General features: G+C 49.6%; 12 protein-coding genes. 7 read left to right on the top strand and 5 right to left on the bottom strand.

The window, feature by feature from the left end; translation table 11 throughout:
* Nucleotides 1-12: 12 nt before the first annotated feature.
* A complete protein-coding gene (locus tag ABWH99_RS12230; RefSeq protein WP_375582135.1) occupies nt 13-1,311 on the bottom strand; it encodes a Gfo/Idh/MocA family protein in 1,299 nt (432 codons plus the stop codon).
* 187 nt (nt 1,312-1,498) lie between these two features.
* On the opposite strand from ABWH99_RS12230, the gene ABWH99_RS12225 reads away from it, so the two are divergent.
* The 4 genes from ABWH99_RS12225 (at nt 1,499) to ABWH99_RS12210 (ending at nt 8,072) form a co-directional block, all read left to right on the top strand.
* Nucleotides 1,499-4,384, top strand: coding sequence for an FAD-linked oxidase C-terminal domain-containing protein (locus tag ABWH99_RS12225; protein ID WP_375582134.1), 2,886 nt, complete (start codon nt 1,499-1,501; stop codon nt 4,382-4,384).
* A 203-nt stretch (nt 4,385-4,587) separates the two neighbouring features.
* Nucleotides 4,588-5,691, top strand: coding sequence for an acyltransferase family protein (locus ABWH99_RS12220; protein ID WP_375582133.1), 1,104 nt, complete (start codon nt 4,588-4,590; stop codon nt 5,689-5,691).
* 31 nt (nt 5,692-5,722) lie between these two features.
* The gene (locus ABWH99_RS12215) at nt 5,723-6,952 is read left to right on the top strand and encodes an alginate lyase family protein (RefSeq protein ID WP_375582132.1); all 1,230 of its coding nucleotides are present in this window, start codon (nt 5,723-5,725) and stop codon (nt 6,950-6,952) included.
* A 79-nt stretch (nt 6,953-7,031) separates the two neighbouring features.
* Nucleotides 7,032-8,072: a DUF3667 domain-containing protein gene (locus ABWH99_RS12210; RefSeq protein WP_375582131.1), complete on the top strand. Its 1,041-nt coding sequence runs from the start codon at nt 7,032-7,034 to the stop codon at nt 8,070-8,072.
* A gap of 14 nt (nt 8,073-8,086) precedes the next feature.
* On the opposite strand, the gene ABWH99_RS12205 is transcribed toward ABWH99_RS12210, so the two are convergent.
* The 3 genes from ABWH99_RS12205 to ABWH99_RS12195 are packed head-to-tail and all read right to left on the bottom strand — an operon-like array spanning nt 8,087 to nt 10,036.
* Nucleotides 8,087-8,668, bottom strand: coding sequence for an alginate lyase family protein (locus tag ABWH99_RS12205; RefSeq protein WP_375582130.1), 582 nt, complete (start codon nt 8,666-8,668; stop codon nt 8,087-8,089).
* Nucleotides 8,652-9,131, bottom strand: a complete 480-nt coding sequence (locus ABWH99_RS12200) for a hypothetical protein (RefSeq protein ID WP_375582129.1) — start codon at nt 9,129-9,131, stop codon at nt 8,652-8,654. Before ABWH99_RS12200 ends, ABWH99_RS12205 begins: the two co-directional genes overlap by 17 nt.
* A gap of 29 nt (nt 9,132-9,160) precedes the next feature.
* Entirely contained in the window at nt 9,161-10,036 is an 876-nt protein-coding gene (locus ABWH99_RS12195) for an AraC family transcriptional regulator (protein ID WP_375582128.1), read from the bottom strand.
* Nucleotides 10,037-10,191: 155 nt separating this feature from the next.
* Between ABWH99_RS12195 and ABWH99_RS12190 the strand changes: the two genes are divergently transcribed.
* From ABWH99_RS12190 to ABWH99_RS12180, 3 genes are read left to right on the top strand one after another with little or no spacing between them, the layout of a single operon-like run.
* On the top strand, nt 10,192-13,692 hold the full coding sequence (locus tag ABWH99_RS12190; RefSeq protein WP_375582127.1) for a PVC-type heme-binding CxxCH protein: 3,501 nt from the start codon (nt 10,192-10,194) through the stop codon (nt 13,690-13,692).
* Nucleotides 13,693-13,718: 26 nt separating this feature from the next.
* On the top strand, nt 13,719-14,579 hold the full coding sequence (locus tag ABWH99_RS12185) for a sugar phosphate isomerase/epimerase family protein (protein ID WP_375582126.1): 861 nt from the start codon (nt 13,719-13,721) through the stop codon (nt 14,577-14,579).
* 37 nt (nt 14,580-14,616) lie between these two features.
* Complete coding sequence (locus ABWH99_RS12180) at nt 14,617-15,732, top strand: Gfo/Idh/MocA family protein (RefSeq protein ID WP_375582125.1); 1,116 nt, start codon at nt 14,617-14,619, stop codon at nt 15,730-15,732.
* A 91-nt stretch (nt 15,733-15,823) separates the two neighbouring features.
* Here the strand turns inward: ABWH99_RS12180 and ABWH99_RS12175 are convergent, their stop codons facing one another.
* Complete coding sequence (locus ABWH99_RS12175) at nt 15,824-18,772, bottom strand: FAD-binding and (Fe-S)-binding domain-containing protein (protein ID WP_375582124.1); 2,949 nt, start codon at nt 18,770-18,772, stop codon at nt 15,824-15,826.
* Between the last annotated feature and the right edge of the window lie 37 nt (nt 18,773-18,809).

Raw genomic sequence — 18,809 nt, 5'->3', positions numbered from 1 at the left:
AATCGTCAAATGCTACACTACTTTTGTAATTCCTGGTACCGCAATGGGCGGAACTTCTACCACCAGATCCCAGCGATAGTCCTCGGCAGCGGGTCCCAATTTATGTTCGCTATTCATGGCCTGTTCCCAGGTGATGGTCTGTCCGCTATAGCCGACCATTCTCCCCAGGATAGCTAGCATGGTGCTATTTGCCATCAACTCTCCCTCATTCATTGGCTGTCCGGCCCGGATGGAGGCAAAAAGTTCCTCGTGTTGGGTCTCGTAGGGGTTATTGGACTCCCCTTTGTAATCCCAGCGCTCGGATCCCATAGTGGCATGAATTCGTTTGCCGACATCCACGGAAGCGAACCCTTCTGTGCCTGCAATGTCTACTTTATTGGTATTGGAGCAACCTTTTTGCTGTCGGCTGAAATGCACGCCTTTGATGTTATTTTCGTACTCGTATTCGATGGCGAAATGGTCGTAGATATTACCCCACTGCGATTCTGTGCGGGATTGGCGGCCTCCGGTGCCAGTGGCCTGTATGGGCAAGCGGTCACCGAGTGCCCAGGACATCATGTCCAGACTATGAACCATCATCTCCACGATGTAATCTCCCGATAACCAATCGTAATAATACCAGTTTCTCAATTGGTACTCCATCTCGGTCCAATGATCCTGACGAGGTTTGTACCACAATCCCCCACCATTACGCGCGGTAAAAACCGAGGTAACCTCCCCAATCTCTCCATCTAGAATCCGGCTAAACAATGCCCGCTTTGGAAAATCATACCGAAAGGTAAACCCGGATACCACGGACAAGCCTTTTTCCTTAGCTTTGCGGGCCGAATCCAACACACTACGTACGCCGGGCGCATCGACGGCCACGGGCTTTTCGCAAAACACGTGCTTGCCTGCATCTACTGCGGCTTTGAAATGCGCCGGTCGAAAAGCAGGTGGCGTTGTCAATATCACTACGTCCACTCCGGCGTCCAGTACCTTCTGGTACGCATCAAAACCCACAAATTTCTGCGCATTCCCTACTTTTACCTGTTCGGGATTTATTTTTTTTAACGATTGGTACGACTCTTCCAGGTAATCCGAAAAAATATCGGCCATACAGGTAAGCTCGGCGTCTTTATCTGCTTTCAATGCCTGCGCGGCTGCTCCGGTACCTCTCCCTCCGCAACCAATAAGTCCAACCTTTAAGGTTTCTCTTCGGGCAGCGTACCCATTACGAATAGAAAAGCCCATGGGAAGCACTGTACTGCCGATTACCGCTGCGCCGGTGGATTTAAGAAATGTTCGCCGTTGATTGTGTTTATTCTCCATACTAATTTCCTCTGTTATGTTGGCTTGTTGGCCAGTGTTGAATTTAATTCATGCGTAAAATACGATATGTCTTTTCAAGTTCAAACAATTTTTCTACCAAAGGCCCGGGGAAAAGAGATAAAGATATTCGTGCTTGTTATCAAACCACAAAAAATAATATCTTTGAACAAATTGAGAAAACGTCTTCATGCAAACCAATTCGCCGGCTATTGCCGCTTCACTTTCGGATCTGGGCAAAGCGCTCAGGGGAGAACTGTTGACAGACTCCTATTCACTGGGCATGTATGCCACCGATGCCAGTATTTACCAGATTTTTCCATTAGCGGTCGTACTTCCCAAAGACGAAAGCGACGTAAAAAAAGCCTTGGAATGGGCGAACAGCAACCAAGTCACTATTTTGCCCCGAGGTGGAGGTACTAGCCTTGCGGGCCAGACGGTCGGAAAATCCCTGGTACTCGATTTTTCCAAGTACATGAACCAGACCCTGGAAATTAACACGAAGGAACGATGGGTACGGGTACAGCCAGGAAAGGTTCGCGATGTCCTGAATGAAGAACTTGCACCCCTCGGGCTCCATTTTGCCGTCGATCCGGCCACCTCCAGCCGCGCAAATGTGGGGGGGATGGTAGGAAATAATTCTTCCGGAACCAAAAGTATCCTTTACGGAAAAACCGTGGACCATGTACTCGAAGCAAAAATACTCCTTGCGGATGGAACCAGCATGCATTTAATGCCGACGACTGCGGAAACCTATCGGGAGATAGCCCAACAGGACACCAGGGAAGGGGAAATCTACCGTCGTTTTAAACAGCTTATCGAAGAAAATGAGGACTTGATTGAGCAGAAATTTCCGAAAGTCATGCGCCGGGTCGGAGGCTACAACCTCGACGAATTCATTCACACCGACGAATGGAACCTGGCAAAATTGATCACGGGAAGCGAAGGAACACTGGCGACAACACTGGAATTGAAACTGAACCTGGAACCCTTGCCTCAATGTAAATCGGTTTGTGTGCTTCATTTTGAAGAGGTGCTGGATGCCGTGGGGGCGGTTACGCGTATATTGCCGTACCAACCCTCCGCCGTTGAGATATTGGACAAAATAGTCGTTGACCTGAGCAGGGAAAACCTCACCACGAAGCGGCATTGCCATTTTATTCAGGGAGATCCGGCTGCCATACTCATCGTCGAGTTTTACGGAGAAACCATGGCGGACGTTATGGATCGGCCCAGGAAAATGATCCAGGAATTGCAGGAAAAGGGACTGGGCTATGCCTACCCGCTGTTTCCTCAAGGACCGGAGTACGAGGACGTATGGGTGGTTCGAAAAAAGGGACTGGGGCTAATGCTCGGTATTAAAGGCAAGAAAAAACCCCTCCCTTTTATAGAGGATGCCGGCATCCCTACCCAGCACCTTCGGGAATACATTGATCGTACGCTGCAAATCTGTAAAAAACACCAGACGGAAGTCGCCATGTACGCACATGTTAGCGTAGGTGTAATTCACGTTCGGCCCATCCTGGACCTGCGTGACCAAACAGATATCGAACGACTGGAAGCCATTGCGGAAGACACCTTCAACCTGGTGATGGAATACGGCGGATCCTGGAGTGGGGAGCACGGCGACGGGCTGGTAAGGAGCCCGTTCAACGAGCGTTTTTTTGGCAAGGAATTGTACCAGGCCATGATCAGCGTCAAACGCTTATTTGATCCGGAAAATCGAATGAATCCGGGAAAGATCGTAGAGGCAGAACGCATGTCAAACAACCTGCGCTATGGCAATCGGTACGAGGACCAGCCGGTGGAACCAGTCTTTCATTACCGGTCCGAGCAAAGCTTTCAGGAATCGGTCCATATGTGCACCGGAGTAGGCGAATGCCGAAAGCTACTGGGTGGGACCATGTGCCCCAGTTTCAAGGCTACTCGAGACGAAGAGCATACCACGCGTGGCCGGGCCAACGCACTGCGTATGGCCATGTCGGGCCAACTGGATGAAAAAGGACTTCAAAGTGACCGCCTGCAGGAAACCTTGAGCCTGTGCCTGAGTTGCAAGGCCTGTAAATCAGAATGCCCGAGTAATGTGGATATGGCCAAAATGAAAAGCGACGTGATGCAGTGGTATTACGATGCCAATGGTCCGACTCTGCGGGATAAAATGATCCGAGACGCCGCTCGTGTGGCAAAACGCTTGTCTGGCACCTTGGCCAAACCGGTCAATTTTCTACAATCGTCCGGACTGTTTCGGAAAAGCCTGGAGAAAATCGCCGGATTTGATAGCCGGCGGACGCTCCCTGCTTATACATCGGAATCTTTTTCTGACTGGTTTGCTAAAAATGGCGGAAAGCAGCAGAAAACGGGAAAGAAAGTCGCGCTTTTTGCCGACACCTACCTCAACTACCACGAGCCGTCTATAGGCAAGGCCGCATTAAAACTACTCAACGATTGCGGATACGAGGTGGTACTGGCCGAAGTGGGCTGCTGTCAGCGGCCCAAGATCTCTCATGGTTTCCTGCGAGCGGCAAAAAAGGAAGGGAAAAGTACCGTAGAGCAGTTGATGGTCTTAATCGAACAGGGCCTCACGGTGTTGGTTTGCGAACCCAGTTGTGCATCGGCATTGAACGATGACTTTCCGGATTTACTTGACGAAAAAGACCTGGCAGCAAAACTTAAGGAAAACGTGCTGATGATTGATGTTTTCCTTTCGAGGGAAATGGAGCGGGGCAATCTAAACGTCCGTTTTCGTAGCAAGGGAAATGGGCTACAAATTCATGGTCATTGCCACCAAAAGGCTCTCTACGGGACGCAGGCGATGAAAAATACCCTGAAAGAGCCGGCATCTTGCACCGAGATTCCTTCGGGCTGCTGCGGTATGGCGGGTTCCTTTGGCTACGAGAAGGAACATTATGCCCTTTCCGAAAAGATAGGAGAAGAAGTATTGTTTCCGGCCATTAGAAATGCCCCGGAGGATACCGAACTGGTCGCTTCCGGCTTTAGCTGCAGGCACCAAATTGACCACTTTACCGGAAAAAAAGCAAAACACTGGGTGGAGTGCGTGGAGGTGGTGCCCGAATGAAATTTCACCCGGGAACACCATACGCAGGGTACACCGACATAAGGGGTAGCGTTAGCGAGGCGTAGGTGTGGAAAATAACGGGTCCGGTTCCTGAACGCCAGCCTGGAAAAAAATCCAGGCAAGGAGATGGTCGTACCAACGTATTTATTATATTTTTACGAGAATTTGCCAATAAAAAATAAACCATAAAATCCAACCGCTACATGAATCCAATCCCCCAGCACGCTCCCCGAATCCTCTCCATCGATGCCTTGCGGGGATTCGACATGTTACTCATCGTATTTGCCGATCGCTTCTTTGCCTCCCTTCACAGGGGCGCAGACACGGCGTTTACCGGGTTTTTGGCTCGGCAATTTGAACATCCCGATTGGTTTGGATCTACCTTCTACGATATCATCATGCCCTTGTTCCTTTTTGTGGTCGGGGCGGTTATTCCTTTTTCTTTGTCCAAGCGCATGCAGGAACAAAGCAGCCGCACACAGCTTTACGGTAAATTGGTCAAGCGCTTCTTCATTCTTTTTTTCCTGGGCTGGATTGTGCAAGGCAACCTGCTGTCTTTGGATGCCGGGCAGTTTAAGGTTTTTAGCAATACCCTTCAGGCCATTGCTGTAGGCTATGTGGTTTCATGCCTGGCCTTCATTCACCTGAGCCGGAATGGCCGCTACCTGTTGTTTGCGGGCTGCCTGATCGTTTATGCGCTGCTGCTCACGGTCCCGCAGGTACCCGGCGTTGGAAGAAGCACTCTCCTACCCGATCAGAATTTTGCCCTTTACGTGGACCAACTGGTATTTGGCCGTTTTGACGATGGACTGCAATACACCTGGCTGCTGTCCGGTTTCGGCTTTGCCGCCACCACCCTTTCCGGCTTGTTTGCCGGCGAATGGATCAAGTCTGAAATGCCGCGAGAAAAAGTAGCCCGGTTTCTGTTCCTGGCCGGATTGATCTCCCTTCTTCTTGGCCTGATTTGGGGCATTTGGCATCCCATTGTTAAAAAAATCTGGACGAGTTCCTTTGTGCTCGCCTCCTCCGGGATTTGTTACCTGCTTCTGGCCGGCTTTTACTGGATCATTGACGTCAAGGGAAAAACAGCCTGGGCCTTCCCCCTAAAAGTAATCGGTATGAACGCCATAACCGCCTATGTGCTTTCCCATGTCATTGATTTTCCGGCCATCGCCGGGGACGTATTGTTTGGTCTCGAACAATACGGCGAAAGCTGGTATCCGGTATGGACCAGTATCGGCGGGTTTGTGATCCTGTATACGCTGCTTTGGTACATGTATGCAAACAAAACCTTCGTCAAGGTATAAGGCCGCCTTTTCGGATAAAATAATCACTTTGATGCTTTTTCCCTTGCTTTATCTCCGAACCGCACTGCTTTTTATTGGACTTTTTTGGCCGCTCACTGACTCAGAAACCGGTTTTTCCCAGACCCGGCCAAGATCCAGGGGGGTATTGGTTTCCCCTTCGGAACTTGTGGAAATCAAAACCAAAGCGGGTCAGGGCCTGGAACCCTATCGGAAAAACCTGCAAGAGTTCCTTTCTTTCATTGACAGCCTTATGGTGACTTCCATGGAGTGGCAAGAGCTCAAGGGGGAAGTGATCGTATACGATCGAAGCTCCTCAAGTCCCATTCAGTTGAGTTCGATCGGTGCCAAATTAGTGTACGGCACCGCGCTCGCCTGGCACCTGACAGGGGAAGAAAAATATGCCCAAAAATCCCGATCCCTTATTCTAGACCTGACGGATACCCATGGCTACCGGAATGACGCCGAACCCACTTTTCACTGGGGTGCCCAGGGTATTCTGAATTTGGCTCGGGGGGGTACACCCTATATCTATGCAGCGGACCTACTGGAATCTTGGTCGGGCTGGAACCGGGAGGACAAGCGTAGCTATCAAATCTGGTTACGGGATGTAATGTACCCCAAAGTGGCCTGGGCGAGCCGGTGGAGAAAAAACAATTGGGGTGTAGCCGGTTCGTTTTCGGCTGCACTTATCGCCTGGTACCTGATGGATCATCCGAAATGGGAGTTGGAGGAAATAAGCCCGAAACGGCAAAAACTAAGTCCCGAGAAAGCATTTGCCTCGCACAACCAATACCAAATCGGACGTCTGCTTACCACCGAGGAGTGGAAAATGGATGGAAAAGTAGCGGTATGGGGAATCCTTCCAAACGGCGCCATTCCAGAAGAAATCAGGCGGGGCGACGATCCGATAGATGGCGACCACCTACCCAGCGCCGGAAGCGGGACGCATTACACCATGACTTATATTGAACACCTTACGGCACACGCCGCCTTTCTTCGTCGACAGGGTGACAATCGATTGTACGATCACGTAGCAAACGATGGCTCGGGTTCCCTGCTGCAGGCCTACCTATTCGTCATTGATAATCCAAAAAAGTCGCACTGTTTTACCTCGAATCGAATAAATGCCCTATACCTGGCCTACGACTACTATCGGCACCCGGCAATGCTAAAAGCGCTTGCTGCCTGCGGCCCTGGTACTATCTCCGGGCAACGTTTGGCACTCTTTGCGAGGCTGACCCAACCCCTGGTGCTCGAGTAAAACCTGAGTCCGACTAAGATGAAGTTGCTAAATTCTACGTAAATTAACTCTTGTTTCTAATGGTTAGACACAATTGCTGATGAAAAAACGGCAAAAACTTGATCGTTGCCTGAACTGTGGCCGAAGCCTTCCGTCGTATGAAAATTTCTGTCCCGATTGTGGTCAGGAAAACAAAGACCAAAAGGTACCGGTCGGCGTGTTTCTGGAGGAATTGATCACAAGTCTTTTTAGTTTTGATGGGAAATTTTTTCAGACACTTGGCACTTTTCTTTTAAAACCGGGTGCTTTAACCCTCGCCTTTAATTCCGGACAACGAAAGAAATACACCCATCCCGTTCGCTTATACCTCATTTTTTCGCTGTTTTATTTCTTTGTGATCGGCTTTATTGTCCCAAATGATATCGTGGATCGTTTGCTTTCCGCGCGGGAGCTATCGAAGGATTCCGGAAACGTTCAAATAGATATTCAGGAAAAAATTCCAGAATCTGTGCAGAAGGAACTGAAACAAATCGAAGAGGCGGCAGCTGCCGGAGTACAGGCCAACAGGCCGGTTGCCTCCCCGGAGAGTTCCGACAGCGCCATGCAAAGGCTCTCCTGGAAAGAAATTCGCTTTTTATCCATCGACCCCGAAGTGAGTGAGGAAGTGTTTTCGGCAACGCTGGAAAAGAGTTCCTATGCCTTTGATTTGGGATTGACTCCCGAAAAACGCCGCGCATTTATCGCTAACTCCAACCTATTTGTTTCCCAGTCGGTAAAGAATTTACCGTTGATGATGCTTGTTTTGCTGCCTGTTTTTGCGTTTTTAATTCATGTTTTATACTTCAAGAAGGACCAATATTACATTGAAAATTTAATTCTCGGCTTTCATCTGCATGCCTTTGCCTACGCCTTGTACGGATTGGTCATCCTTCTGAATCTTTCTTTCGGGTTACAAAACAACTGGCTCGCGGAAATTGCATTTATTCTGGTTACCACCTATGCCTATTTTGCCATCCTGCGTATCTTCAAGCAGCATTGGTTTCGAACCCTTGTCAAATTCTGGATATTGGGATTGGGATACCTGCTGGTATTACTTGCCGGAATGGGTCTGGAGCTGTATTTTTCATTGCTATTGCTCTGATGCAGCCCCTATGGTTACCTGGTAGAGGAAAAAAGGACACATAGGGGATAATTGCAGGAGTCAATGGGATATTTCGCATCAAAAAACCCGGCCAATGCCATGGTTTCATAGGATTTTCCGGGAGTATAGGCCACACCGGGTCGGTATTTTTCTATTCCCGCGGCCGCGCGCCTCCGATCCAGCTCCACCTTTGAATTCTCCCATTGATGGTAGACTTTTTCTCCCGTAGCATAAGGTACCACGTAATCAAGGGAGCGGGCAACAGAGGCTCCCGCTTCGGTTTCAAAACGAAAAAACTGCAAGCCCCTGCCTGTTTCGGCTTCGAGAGTAATGAAAAATTGCAATAGGGGCTTTAATCCACTCACATGATAACTTAGGGCATCCCGCTGGCGAATGTCTATACTCGTCCCATCCGGAAAAAGGGCGTTTTCCAGGTAATACCGGGTCCGGTCCTCCGCCCATGCAAGCAGCGTTTCGTCGTCGAGCAACATACCGATCGTGCCTACCAGGTGGATTCGTTTGGTCTCCCAGTTATTTAATGGAACCCGGGCGTTACCGATTTCGGCAACAGCAATCGCTTTAAGCCATTTTTCCAAGACAAGTTGCTCCTGCGGTCGTAGACTTGATTTTAAGGAAAAAATAAGAGTAGACGATGGGCAGCAATTTATTTTCATTGATTGGATTGCCAGTGGCGTGAAACGTTTTTGCCCAGCTTAGACTAAAATCTCGCATTTTTCTTAAACTGTATTCGTCTGCAAACAACGCATAATGCCAGTAAAAAAGAGCCAGCTTGTCCATATCTTCCAGATGCAGCAGGGTTTTAACCCTCTCAGGGTCATTGTCCAGCAGCCCTTCGTAGTGGATCTCCTCCGCTGGGTTGGGTTCGTCCGTCCGTATTCCGGACCAGGCCTGCTCCAACTGATTTCGTAGCGCTGATAATCGGCCGGAATGGGCGGTCTCACGAATGATTTCCGGATGAACCAGGGTACTAAACTCCGTAGAAACAACGCCAGTCTGCAACCAGCCAAAACTAAATAAAACGAGTAAAATAGACGTCATGCCAGGAATATACGAGTTTCGACAGAGATTTATCCATACCGCTGAAGAAAATCTTTCTTGTAGCTCATCGGGGTCATATTCATTTTTTCCTTGAATTGTTTGTTGAAGTTAGACAGGGTATGAAAGCCGCATTCGTAGCTGATTTCACTGATATTGATGTTTTCCCGTTGCAGCAATTTGCAGGCATGCCCGATCCGAACCTCGGACAGAAAGTCAGAAAAGGACTTGTTCATTCGGGATTTAAAGTACCTTGAAAACGAGCTACTACTCATATTGATCAATCCGGCGACTTCTTCCAATTTTACCGGACGTTGAAAATGATCCATTACAAAGGCATATACCGTACTCATCCGGTCCTTCTCTGATTCTTTGTTGGTATTCATGTAGCCGGCCCGCACAATGGGCTTCACCTCGGCCGATCGCGCGACCCGCAGCAAAATCTCCAGCAAACCGATGATCCTATCCAATCCGCTTTTTAGTACCAGAGAAGCGAGCAAGGGTCGGAGCTCCTCGTTGGTTTTTCCAAGAATTTCCAGCCCCATACCGGCTTTTTCAAGAAGGACAGTTAATTCCCCAAACTCCTCCTTCTGCATCATCTCTTTGCCGATAAAGTTTTCTGGAAAGTACACGACAATTCCTTCCGTAAGCAATTCGCTCCCTTTTTCAAAATATTCCTGGTCGTTCCGCCAGAGATGGGGTAGATTTGGTCCGGTAAACACCAGGTCATTTTCTTTAAAAACCCGCATGTCATCCCCTACGAAGCGTGTACCCCTGCCCTTTCTGACCCAGAAAAGCTGGTATTCCGGATGGAAGTGCCAATTCTTGTCGAAATAGGGTGCCACCAGTTCTTTCACGACGAAAGCACTCTGTTCGGGAATACGGGATTTTTGAAAGGGTTTTTTCAACGAGTAATAAATTTATGCGCCTATTTGGGCGAAAATACAATAAATATGACAAAATACAGTAGGAAATAGGTAAAAAACAGTAGGAAACACAGGCTTAAATTCCCCATATTCGTACAGTGAAAATACCAGACAATACTACCCAAACAAAAATTACCATGAAATACTACGGGTTAATTGCCATGGCCATGCTTTTTTGGATGGGCTGTGGTACCAAATCAACGGAAATCAGTCTATCCGATGGTCCGAGAAGGGCAGAAATACTCTTCCTCGGACACGAAAGTCCGCACCACAACTCCGAAATAGTAATGCCGATGCTTGCGAGGCATTTGTTTCAGAAGGGCATCAACCTGACCTATACGGCCGATCCTGAGGACTTGAATGCAGAAAATCTCCGCCTTTATGACGGGCTGATGATCTACGCCAATCACGACGAAATCACTGCCAGGCAGGAAGCTGCCTTAAAAAACTATGTGGAAGGGGGTAAGGCCCTGATTCCCCTGCATAGCGCCTCTTTTTGTTTCCGGAATTCAGAGTGGTTTATTGAAACCGTCGGAGGACAGTTTAAGTCCCATGGTACAGGAGATTTTACAGCAAAGATCGTCGATGCCACGCACCCGGTAATGCAAGGAATCGAGGAATTTGAAACCTGGGACGAAACCTATGTGCACTCCCAGTTGAACGAAGACATGACCGTGCTAATGGAACGCGTAGACGGGGACCACCGGGAGCCCTACACCTGGGTGCGTGAGCAGGGAGAAGGGCGGATTTTTTACACGGCCTACGGGCACGACGAACGCACCTGGAGCCAGCCAGCTTTTCAGGAATTGGTTGCAAATGGTGTGCTCTGGGCAGTTGGTGATAAGGTCGCCTCCCAGGTGGCTCAATACGATATTCCTCAACCCGTTTTTGAAGATGCGGAAATTCCAAATTATGAAAACAGGGACCCTGCCCCCCGCTACCAACTACCTCTTTCTCCAGAGGAATCCATGAAGTTGGTACAGGTACCCGTGGGATTTGAATTGCAGCTCTTTGCCTCCGAGCCAGACATCATCAATCCGATGGCCATGTGCTGGGATGAAAAAGGTCGATTATTTGTGATCGAAACAACGGACTATCCCAACGAGGTTCGGAAGGAAGGCGGCAACGATAAAATCAAAATGCTGGAAGACACAAATGGAGACGGCAAAGCGGATAAGGTTACCATTTTTGCTGAGGGATTAAACATTCCAACCAGCCTTGTGGCGGTAAATGGAGGAATATTGATCTCCATGGCACCTGATTTTGTCTTTTTGAAAGATACCAATGGCGACGGCAAAGCGGATGTAAAGGAAACCATTATTACCGGTTGGGGCAAAAGCGATACCCACGCCGGTCCATCCAATCTTCGGTATGGGTTTGATAACAAACTATGGGGGGTATTGGGCTATTCCGGGTTTCGGGGAGAGGTTGACGGCAAGTCTTTTTCTTTTGGACAGGGCGTATACCGATTCGACCCCGATGGAACCGATTTTGAGTTTCTTGGCAATACCAGCAACAATACCTGGGGACTGGGATTCAGTGAGGAATTTAACGTGTTTATCTCCACGGCAAACGGGCAACACAGTGCCTACCTTGCCATGCCCAGGGAATACGTTCGCAGACCGGTTCATGGAGGTTCGGTCAATGCCGTTCACGGGATCGACAGCCATTACGACATGCCCCACCTGACCCCATTTCTCCGACAGGTAGACTGGCATGGAGGCTACACGGCTGCTGCCGGCCATCATTTGTACACCGCCCGTAACTTTCCGAAATCCTATTGGAACCGGGTGGCCTTCGTGGCCGAACCTACCGGAAGGGTACTCCACAATGCCATCATTGAAAAAGATGGTTCCGGGTTTCGGGAAAAAAACGGCTTTAATATGTTGGCCAGTTCGGACGAGTGGTTTTCACCGGTTCATGCCGAAGTGGGACCGGACGGTGCCCTTTGGATAGCCGACTGGTACAATTTCATCATTCAGCACAACCCCACGCCCAAGGGTTTTGAAAACGGGGAAGGGAATGCGTATATCAATCCCCTACGCGATGCGAAACATGGGAGAATCTACCGAATGGTATACAAAGGATCGGATTCGTACGAGGGGATGGATATCGATCCAACCAATAACGCCGACCTGATCAACGGATTAAAAAGCGACAACATGTTCTGGCGCATGACGGCCCAGCGCCTGATTGTAGAAAACCAGAATACCGAACTGATTCCAGAACTTTTGAAGTTGGTAGACAATCCTTCGGTGGACGAAATTGGTCTGAATAGTCCGGCAGTGCATGCACTATGGGTGCTGCACGGTATTGGAGCGTTGGATGGTTCCAACCAATCGGTCAACGAGGTAGTAGCCCGGGCCTTGAACCACCCCGCAGCCGGTGTTCGAAAAAATGCCCTACAGGTATTGCCACGCAATTCGGCAAGTTTAGACGCAGTATTGGCTACCGATGTCCTCGATGACCCCGATTTGAATACCCGGAAAGCAGCCTTTTTGGCGCTGGCGGATATGCCCAGTTCTGAAACGGCTTCCAACCTACTGTTGACCTCCGCTGACGCAGCCGACAACGGAGCAGACCCCTATCTACCCCAGGCAATTTTCGCCTCCGTGCTATCGCACCCGCAATCGTTCGAAAATTTATCCGAGAGCTTGCTGAATCCTAACAAACCGGATTCCTTGCTTACCCTGCGCGAACGGGTTTCCAAAAGTCTGGTATCGGAACAATACAGCCTGGACAGAAGGGCAGGAATCCCCTACCCTCCAGAAGTTGTCGGAAAAGAGCTGCACCTGCAAGCGACGCTCAGCAAAGCGGAGGAACCGCTGGAAGGGATAATCGTGGCCCAGGGAAACCATACCAATGGCTACAGCCTGTACATTCAAAACAACCGCATCCACTGGCTGGTCCGACAGAATGGAAAAAGCTACCTGGCACGTTCTGGGACCGGCCTTCCTTCCCAACAGTTCGTGCTTAAAGCCAGCTTGCTGGAAGACGGAAATATGGTCCTGCGTGTCGATGACCGACAGCTCGCTACCGCAAAGGCGCCGGGATTATTTGATCAGGAATTGGCACCAAACCGCGTTCGTATCGGCCATGACAACATGGGTTCCGATCAGGTTGGAACCTACCCGGACCGGTTTTATTTTCGGGGAAGGCTGAACAGCAGAGCCTCTCATTTAAATCTGAAAGTCCCTGCCAAAAAGGTAGGCTCCGACAGCTCGGTCGCTACTTCAACAAGCCCGACCCAGGGATCTGCCGGTGCAGTGACCATTAAAATGGGGGTAATACAGCACGAAATGAAATTCGATAAGCCCAGCTTTACTGTAAAGGCCGGACAGCAGGTAACCATTGATTTCACAAACGATGATTTCATGCAACACAATCTGTTGATCGGAAAAGCCGGTAGTCTGGAAACCATCGGCAAAGCGGCCGACGAACTGGCACGGGACCCCAATGGCGTTACGATGAATTTTGTTCCAAAAATTCCGGAAGTACTTGCCTCGACCCCTCTGGTAAACCCGGAAACCAGCGAAAGCCTGGTATTTACGGCTCCCGGCGAACCGGGTGAATATCCGTATCTTTGTACGGTTCCCGGCCACTGGCGAATCATGAACGGTATCATGATCGTAGAGTAAGTCCATTTTTCACCAATTGAATCACTATGGCTTTAGATATCAAACTGGGAGTTAGTACCTGGCTATGGACTTCTCCATTTCAGACAGAGACGATTTCCCTTTTTCCAAAAATCAAACAAATGGGCTACGATGCGGTGGAAATTCCGATAGAAGACCCTACGTTAATCGATGGGAAAGTAGTGAAACAGGCATTGGACGACAATGGACTACACCCTATTGTATGCGGAGCCTTCGGCCCAAGCAGGGATTTGACCCATGAGGATCCTTCCTATCATCAAACCAGTTTGGATTACATCCAACAATGCCTGGATTTCAGCGTGCAGGTGGGTGCGGCCTTTGTCGCAGGTCCCATGTATTCTTCGGTCGGTAAGGCCCGCTTGGTTTCCCCCGAACAGAAAAAGATAGAATGGGATCGGGCGGTGTCTAACCTGTACAAGGTATGCCTGATGGCCGAAAAATCCGGACAGCTGATTGCTTTGGAGGCCCTGAACCGATTTGAAACCGATTTAATCAATACCACGGAAGAACTCATGCGCCTGATTGGAGACATCAACCACCCGGCAGCACGGGTATTGCTAGACGGTTTTCACATGAACATTGAGGAGCCAGACATCGAAAAGGCCATATTACAGGCCGGTGACAAGCTCCTTCACGTGCAGGTATCGGAAAACTACCGGGGCACGCCCGGCACCGGCCAAACCCGCTGGCAAGACTACAAAAGAGGGCTGGAAAAGGTAAACTATCAAGGTACCATTACCATCGAAAGCTTCACGCCGGAAATCAAGGAATTGGCTGGAGCCGTTTGTATCTGGAAACGATTGGCAAGCAGTCAGGATGCTTTTGCCTCCGATGGATTTCGTTTCCTAAACGAATGGGCCCGCTCCTGAAATAGAACCAGTTGCATCACCACAAATTTTATTTACTATGACCCATAAAAAACTAAACATCGCCATTATCGGACTCGGATTTGGTGCAGAGTTTATCCCCATTTACCAAAAACACCCCGGGGCCAACATGTATGCCATTTGTCAGCGAAACGAAGAGAAACTCAACGAGATCGGCGATGCATTCGGTATAGAAAAGCGATATACCGATTACGAGGAATTGCTGAAAGACCCGGATATCGACGCCGTTCATATCAACACACCCATACAGGCGCATGCCGAACAGTCCCTCCAGGCACTACGTGCCGGAAAACACGTGGCCTGTACCGTACCCATGGCTACTACCGTCGATGAATGTCGTCAAATTGTGGAAGAGACTGAAAAATCCGGGCTCACGTATATGATGATGGAAACGGTCATCTACAGTCGGGAATTTCTCTTCGTCAAGGAAATGTACGAAAAGGGAGAAATGGGCAAACTTCAATTTCTACGGGCCAGCCATCAGCAGGAAATGGCCGGTTGGCCTGGGTACTGGGAAGGCTTACCGCCCATGCATTATGCCACGCATTGCGTAGGCCCCGTTTTGGCACTGGCCAAAGGGCAAGCCGAGTACGTATCCTGCTTTGGTTCGGGCAGGATTGACGAAAACCTGATCGAAAAATACGGATCCCCCTTCGCTATAGAAACCTGCCATATCAAACTGAAAGATTCCGATCTTTCTGCAGAAGTAACCCGCTCGCTATTCAACACCGCCCGGCAATACCGGGAAAGTTTCGATGCCTATGGCTCGGAAAAGTCCTTTGAATGGACTTTGATCGAACACGAGGATCCGGTGATTCACACGGGCGAAACACCCAAACGCGTAAAGGTGCCGGATTATGCCCACCTGCTTCCGAAGGAAATTGCTTCCTTCACGACAGAGGGGGTCTACGACTCCGACGATAACCAACACCTCTCGTTTATACAAGGTGCGGGTCACGGGGGCTCACACCCGCATTTGGTGCACGAATTTGTAACCGCGCTGCAAGAGGGCCGGGCGCCCTATCCGGATGCCCGTCAATCGGCAAACATCACCTGCGTCGGGATTCTGGCACACGAATCCGCCATGAAAGGTGGGGCCATCATTCCGCTACCTGAATTTACGCTCAGCAGCTAATTCACTAAAACCCATTTCCTTTCCTAACCAACCCTCAACCCGGAATCCTGCGATTCCGGGTTTTTTATGCCGGAGCCTGGCAAGCTGCTTGCTATAAACCCGCTGCTGCGTATAAAATCTCCACCGGATGCAGGGCTTTGCGGTCCGTTCCATCCGAAATCTGATGCCGACAACTTGTGCCTGGTGCGGCGATCAGGTCTTCCGCTTCCGCAGCGCGGACAGCGGGAAATAAAACCATCTCCCCGATCTGCATGCTCAGCGAATAATGCTCTTTTTCGTAGCCAAAAGATCCCGCCATGCCACAACAACCCGACGGAATCACCTGAACCCGATAGTTTTCCGGCAACTCAAGTATTTTTCGGGAGTAATTCACCGAAGAAAGGGCCTTTTGATGACAATGTCCATGCAGGTGGACAATTCTGGATGCTTTGGTAAAGGCATCGGGGCCAATATTGCCGGCAATTACTTCTTTTGCGAGAAATTCATCGATCATCTCGCAATGAAATTTTAGTGAATTCGCTTTAGCCCGCAAATTTTTGTTCACCAAGCGTGGGTATTCATCCCTGAAGCTCAGAATGGCCGAGGGTTCCAGACCAATCAAAGGCCGCTCGGCGTTTACCAGCTCAGCAAACAGGGAAACGTTCGCTTCGGCCATTTTTTGTGCGTAATCCAAGAGGCCTTTGGAAATCGCCCCTCTTCCACTTTCGGCATGGTCTACCATCTTCACCTCGTAGCCCAGGTGTCGCAATAAGGTAATGGCTTTGATGCCGATTTCCGTGTCGTTGTGATTGGTAAATTCATCACAGAAAAAATACAGCGTTTTGAGGATGGATCTGCCAGAGAGTTTTTGGTACTCTTTTTTATACCAGTTTTTTAAGGATTGCTTACTTATCGTCGGCAAGGTTCGTTCCGGGGCTACTCCCAAAAACTTTTTCAGTCCTCCCCCAAATGCAGGGTTGGTGAGAAAAAAATTGGATACACCCGGCACAAGACTTCCCATACCGTTTAGCTTGTTGATATACGCAAATGCAGTGGACCGTAGCGGAACCCCATTGGCCTTGTTGTATTGGTATTGAAATTCTGCTTTCATTGTGGACATGTCCACGTTGGAAGGACACTCGGACGTGCAGCCTTTACACGAGAGACAAAGATCCATTACTTCCTTGATCTCCGGATGATCGAAGGGATTCTCCTTCTGGCTATTGGTCAAAAACTCCCGCAATGTATTGGCTCTTCCACGGGTCGTATCTTTTTCGTACCGGGTGGCCTGGTAGCTAGGACACATGGTCCCGCCGCCGGAATTGGGCAATTTGCGGCAGTCACCCGATCCGTTGCATTTTTCGGCCATGCGCAAAATGCCCCCCACGCTGCTGAAGTCAAATTTCGTAGGAAAATCCGGTGTGACCATCTCCGGCTCGTAGCGAAGGGAAGTATTCATCGGTGGCGCATCGACAATCTTTCCCGGATTAAAAATGCCGCGGGGATCCCAGGTGGCTTTCAGACGTTTGAATAGCCCGTAGTTTTCCTGGCCGACCATCATGGGAATAAATGCAGCCCTCACCCGACCGTCTCCGTGTTCCCCACTCAAAGATCCTTTGTATTTTTTTACCAGCCTGGCGCTGGCTTCACTGATCCGGTAGAATTCCTCTACATCCCTTGCTTTTTTCAGATCCAGGATGGGACGCAGGTGGATTTCTCCGGCACCGGCATGGGCATAGTACACCGGTTCTTGGCCAAACTCTTTGATGATTTCTGCAAATTCGTCGATGTAATCCGCCAGGTCCTCGATAGCGACGGCGGTATCTTCGATGCAGGCGACGGCTTTTTTATCACCGGGAATATTGGCAAGCAGGCCCAGACCGGCGCTTCGCAGCTGCCAGGCACTACTTGTCCGTTCTGGACCGATAACCGGAAAAGAATAGCCCAAGCCGACAGTTTTCAGGGCTTCCACAAAGACCAGTCCCTGCTCCCGTGCATGTTCGATCGATTTTCCACGGAATTCTACCATGAGGATGGCTTTGGGATCTCCTTCCACAAAATCCCGGTTTCGGCTTTGTTCCACGTTTTCCTTGGTACAGTCCAGGATGATTTTATCCATCAACTCTACTGCGGTGGGTGCATGCTTCATGGCAACCTGCGCCGCTTTCATGCTGTCGTGGATGCTATCAAAATGTGCCGCGACCACAATATCAAAGGGATCGGGTAGAGGATCCAGGTGAATTTTTATCTCCGTGGTGATGGCCAGGGTGCCTTCCGAGCCACAAAGCAATTTGCAAAAATCAAATGGCTTTTCGGAATTCGAAAACAACTGAGATTCCAGGAGGTAGTCAAGGGCATAGCCGGTATTTCGGCGATGAATGGTCGCCTTGGGAAAGTGCTCCCGAATGTTTTGTTGCACTTCCGGCTTGCTCAACTCTTCCCGAATATGGCGGTAAAGTGCCCCTTCCAGGTTATGCTGCTTGCATTTTAACTCAAAATCCGCGGGGGTCATGGATTTGAATACTGCCTCGCTCCCGTCACTCAACAGTACCTTGAGCTCAAGTACATGCTCCCGGGTACTTCCGTACACAATGGAGGTGGTCCCGCAACTGTTATTTCCCACCATTCCACCGATCATCGCACGGGTTGCGGTACTGGTAATGGGGCTAAAAAAATATCCGTGTTCTTTGAGATAATTGTTCAACTCATTCCGTACCACACCGGGTTGTACGCGTACCCAGCCCTCCTGCTTGTTAAACTCGATGGTTTTATTAATGTACTTGGACACATCCACCACAATCCCCTCACCCACGCATTGCCCGGCCAATGAGGTACCAGCGGTCCGGGGAATCAGCGAAGTCCCGTTTTCTGTCGCAAAACGGATCAGTTTTTTCAAATCACTGCTCGTTTTTGGCAAGGCTACCGCCAATGGCAACGATCGATAGACCGATGCATCCGTGGCATACAAGGTCTTCATCAGGCTGTCAAAGTGAAGTTCCCCATCCAGGTCTTTAGCCAATTGGCGTAGAAGCGGGTCAAATTCCGTTATCGTTTTACTCATGACCCAAAAATAGGACAGTTAGCATTAGGAATGAACA

Origin of the sequence: Cyclobacterium xiamenense, assembly GCF_042140265.1 — a bacterium.
Lineage (GTDB): Bacteria > Bacteroidota > Bacteroidia > Cytophagales > Cyclobacteriaceae > Cyclobacterium > Cyclobacterium xiamenense_A.
This window is presented reverse-complemented; position numbering and strand designations above follow the sequence as displayed.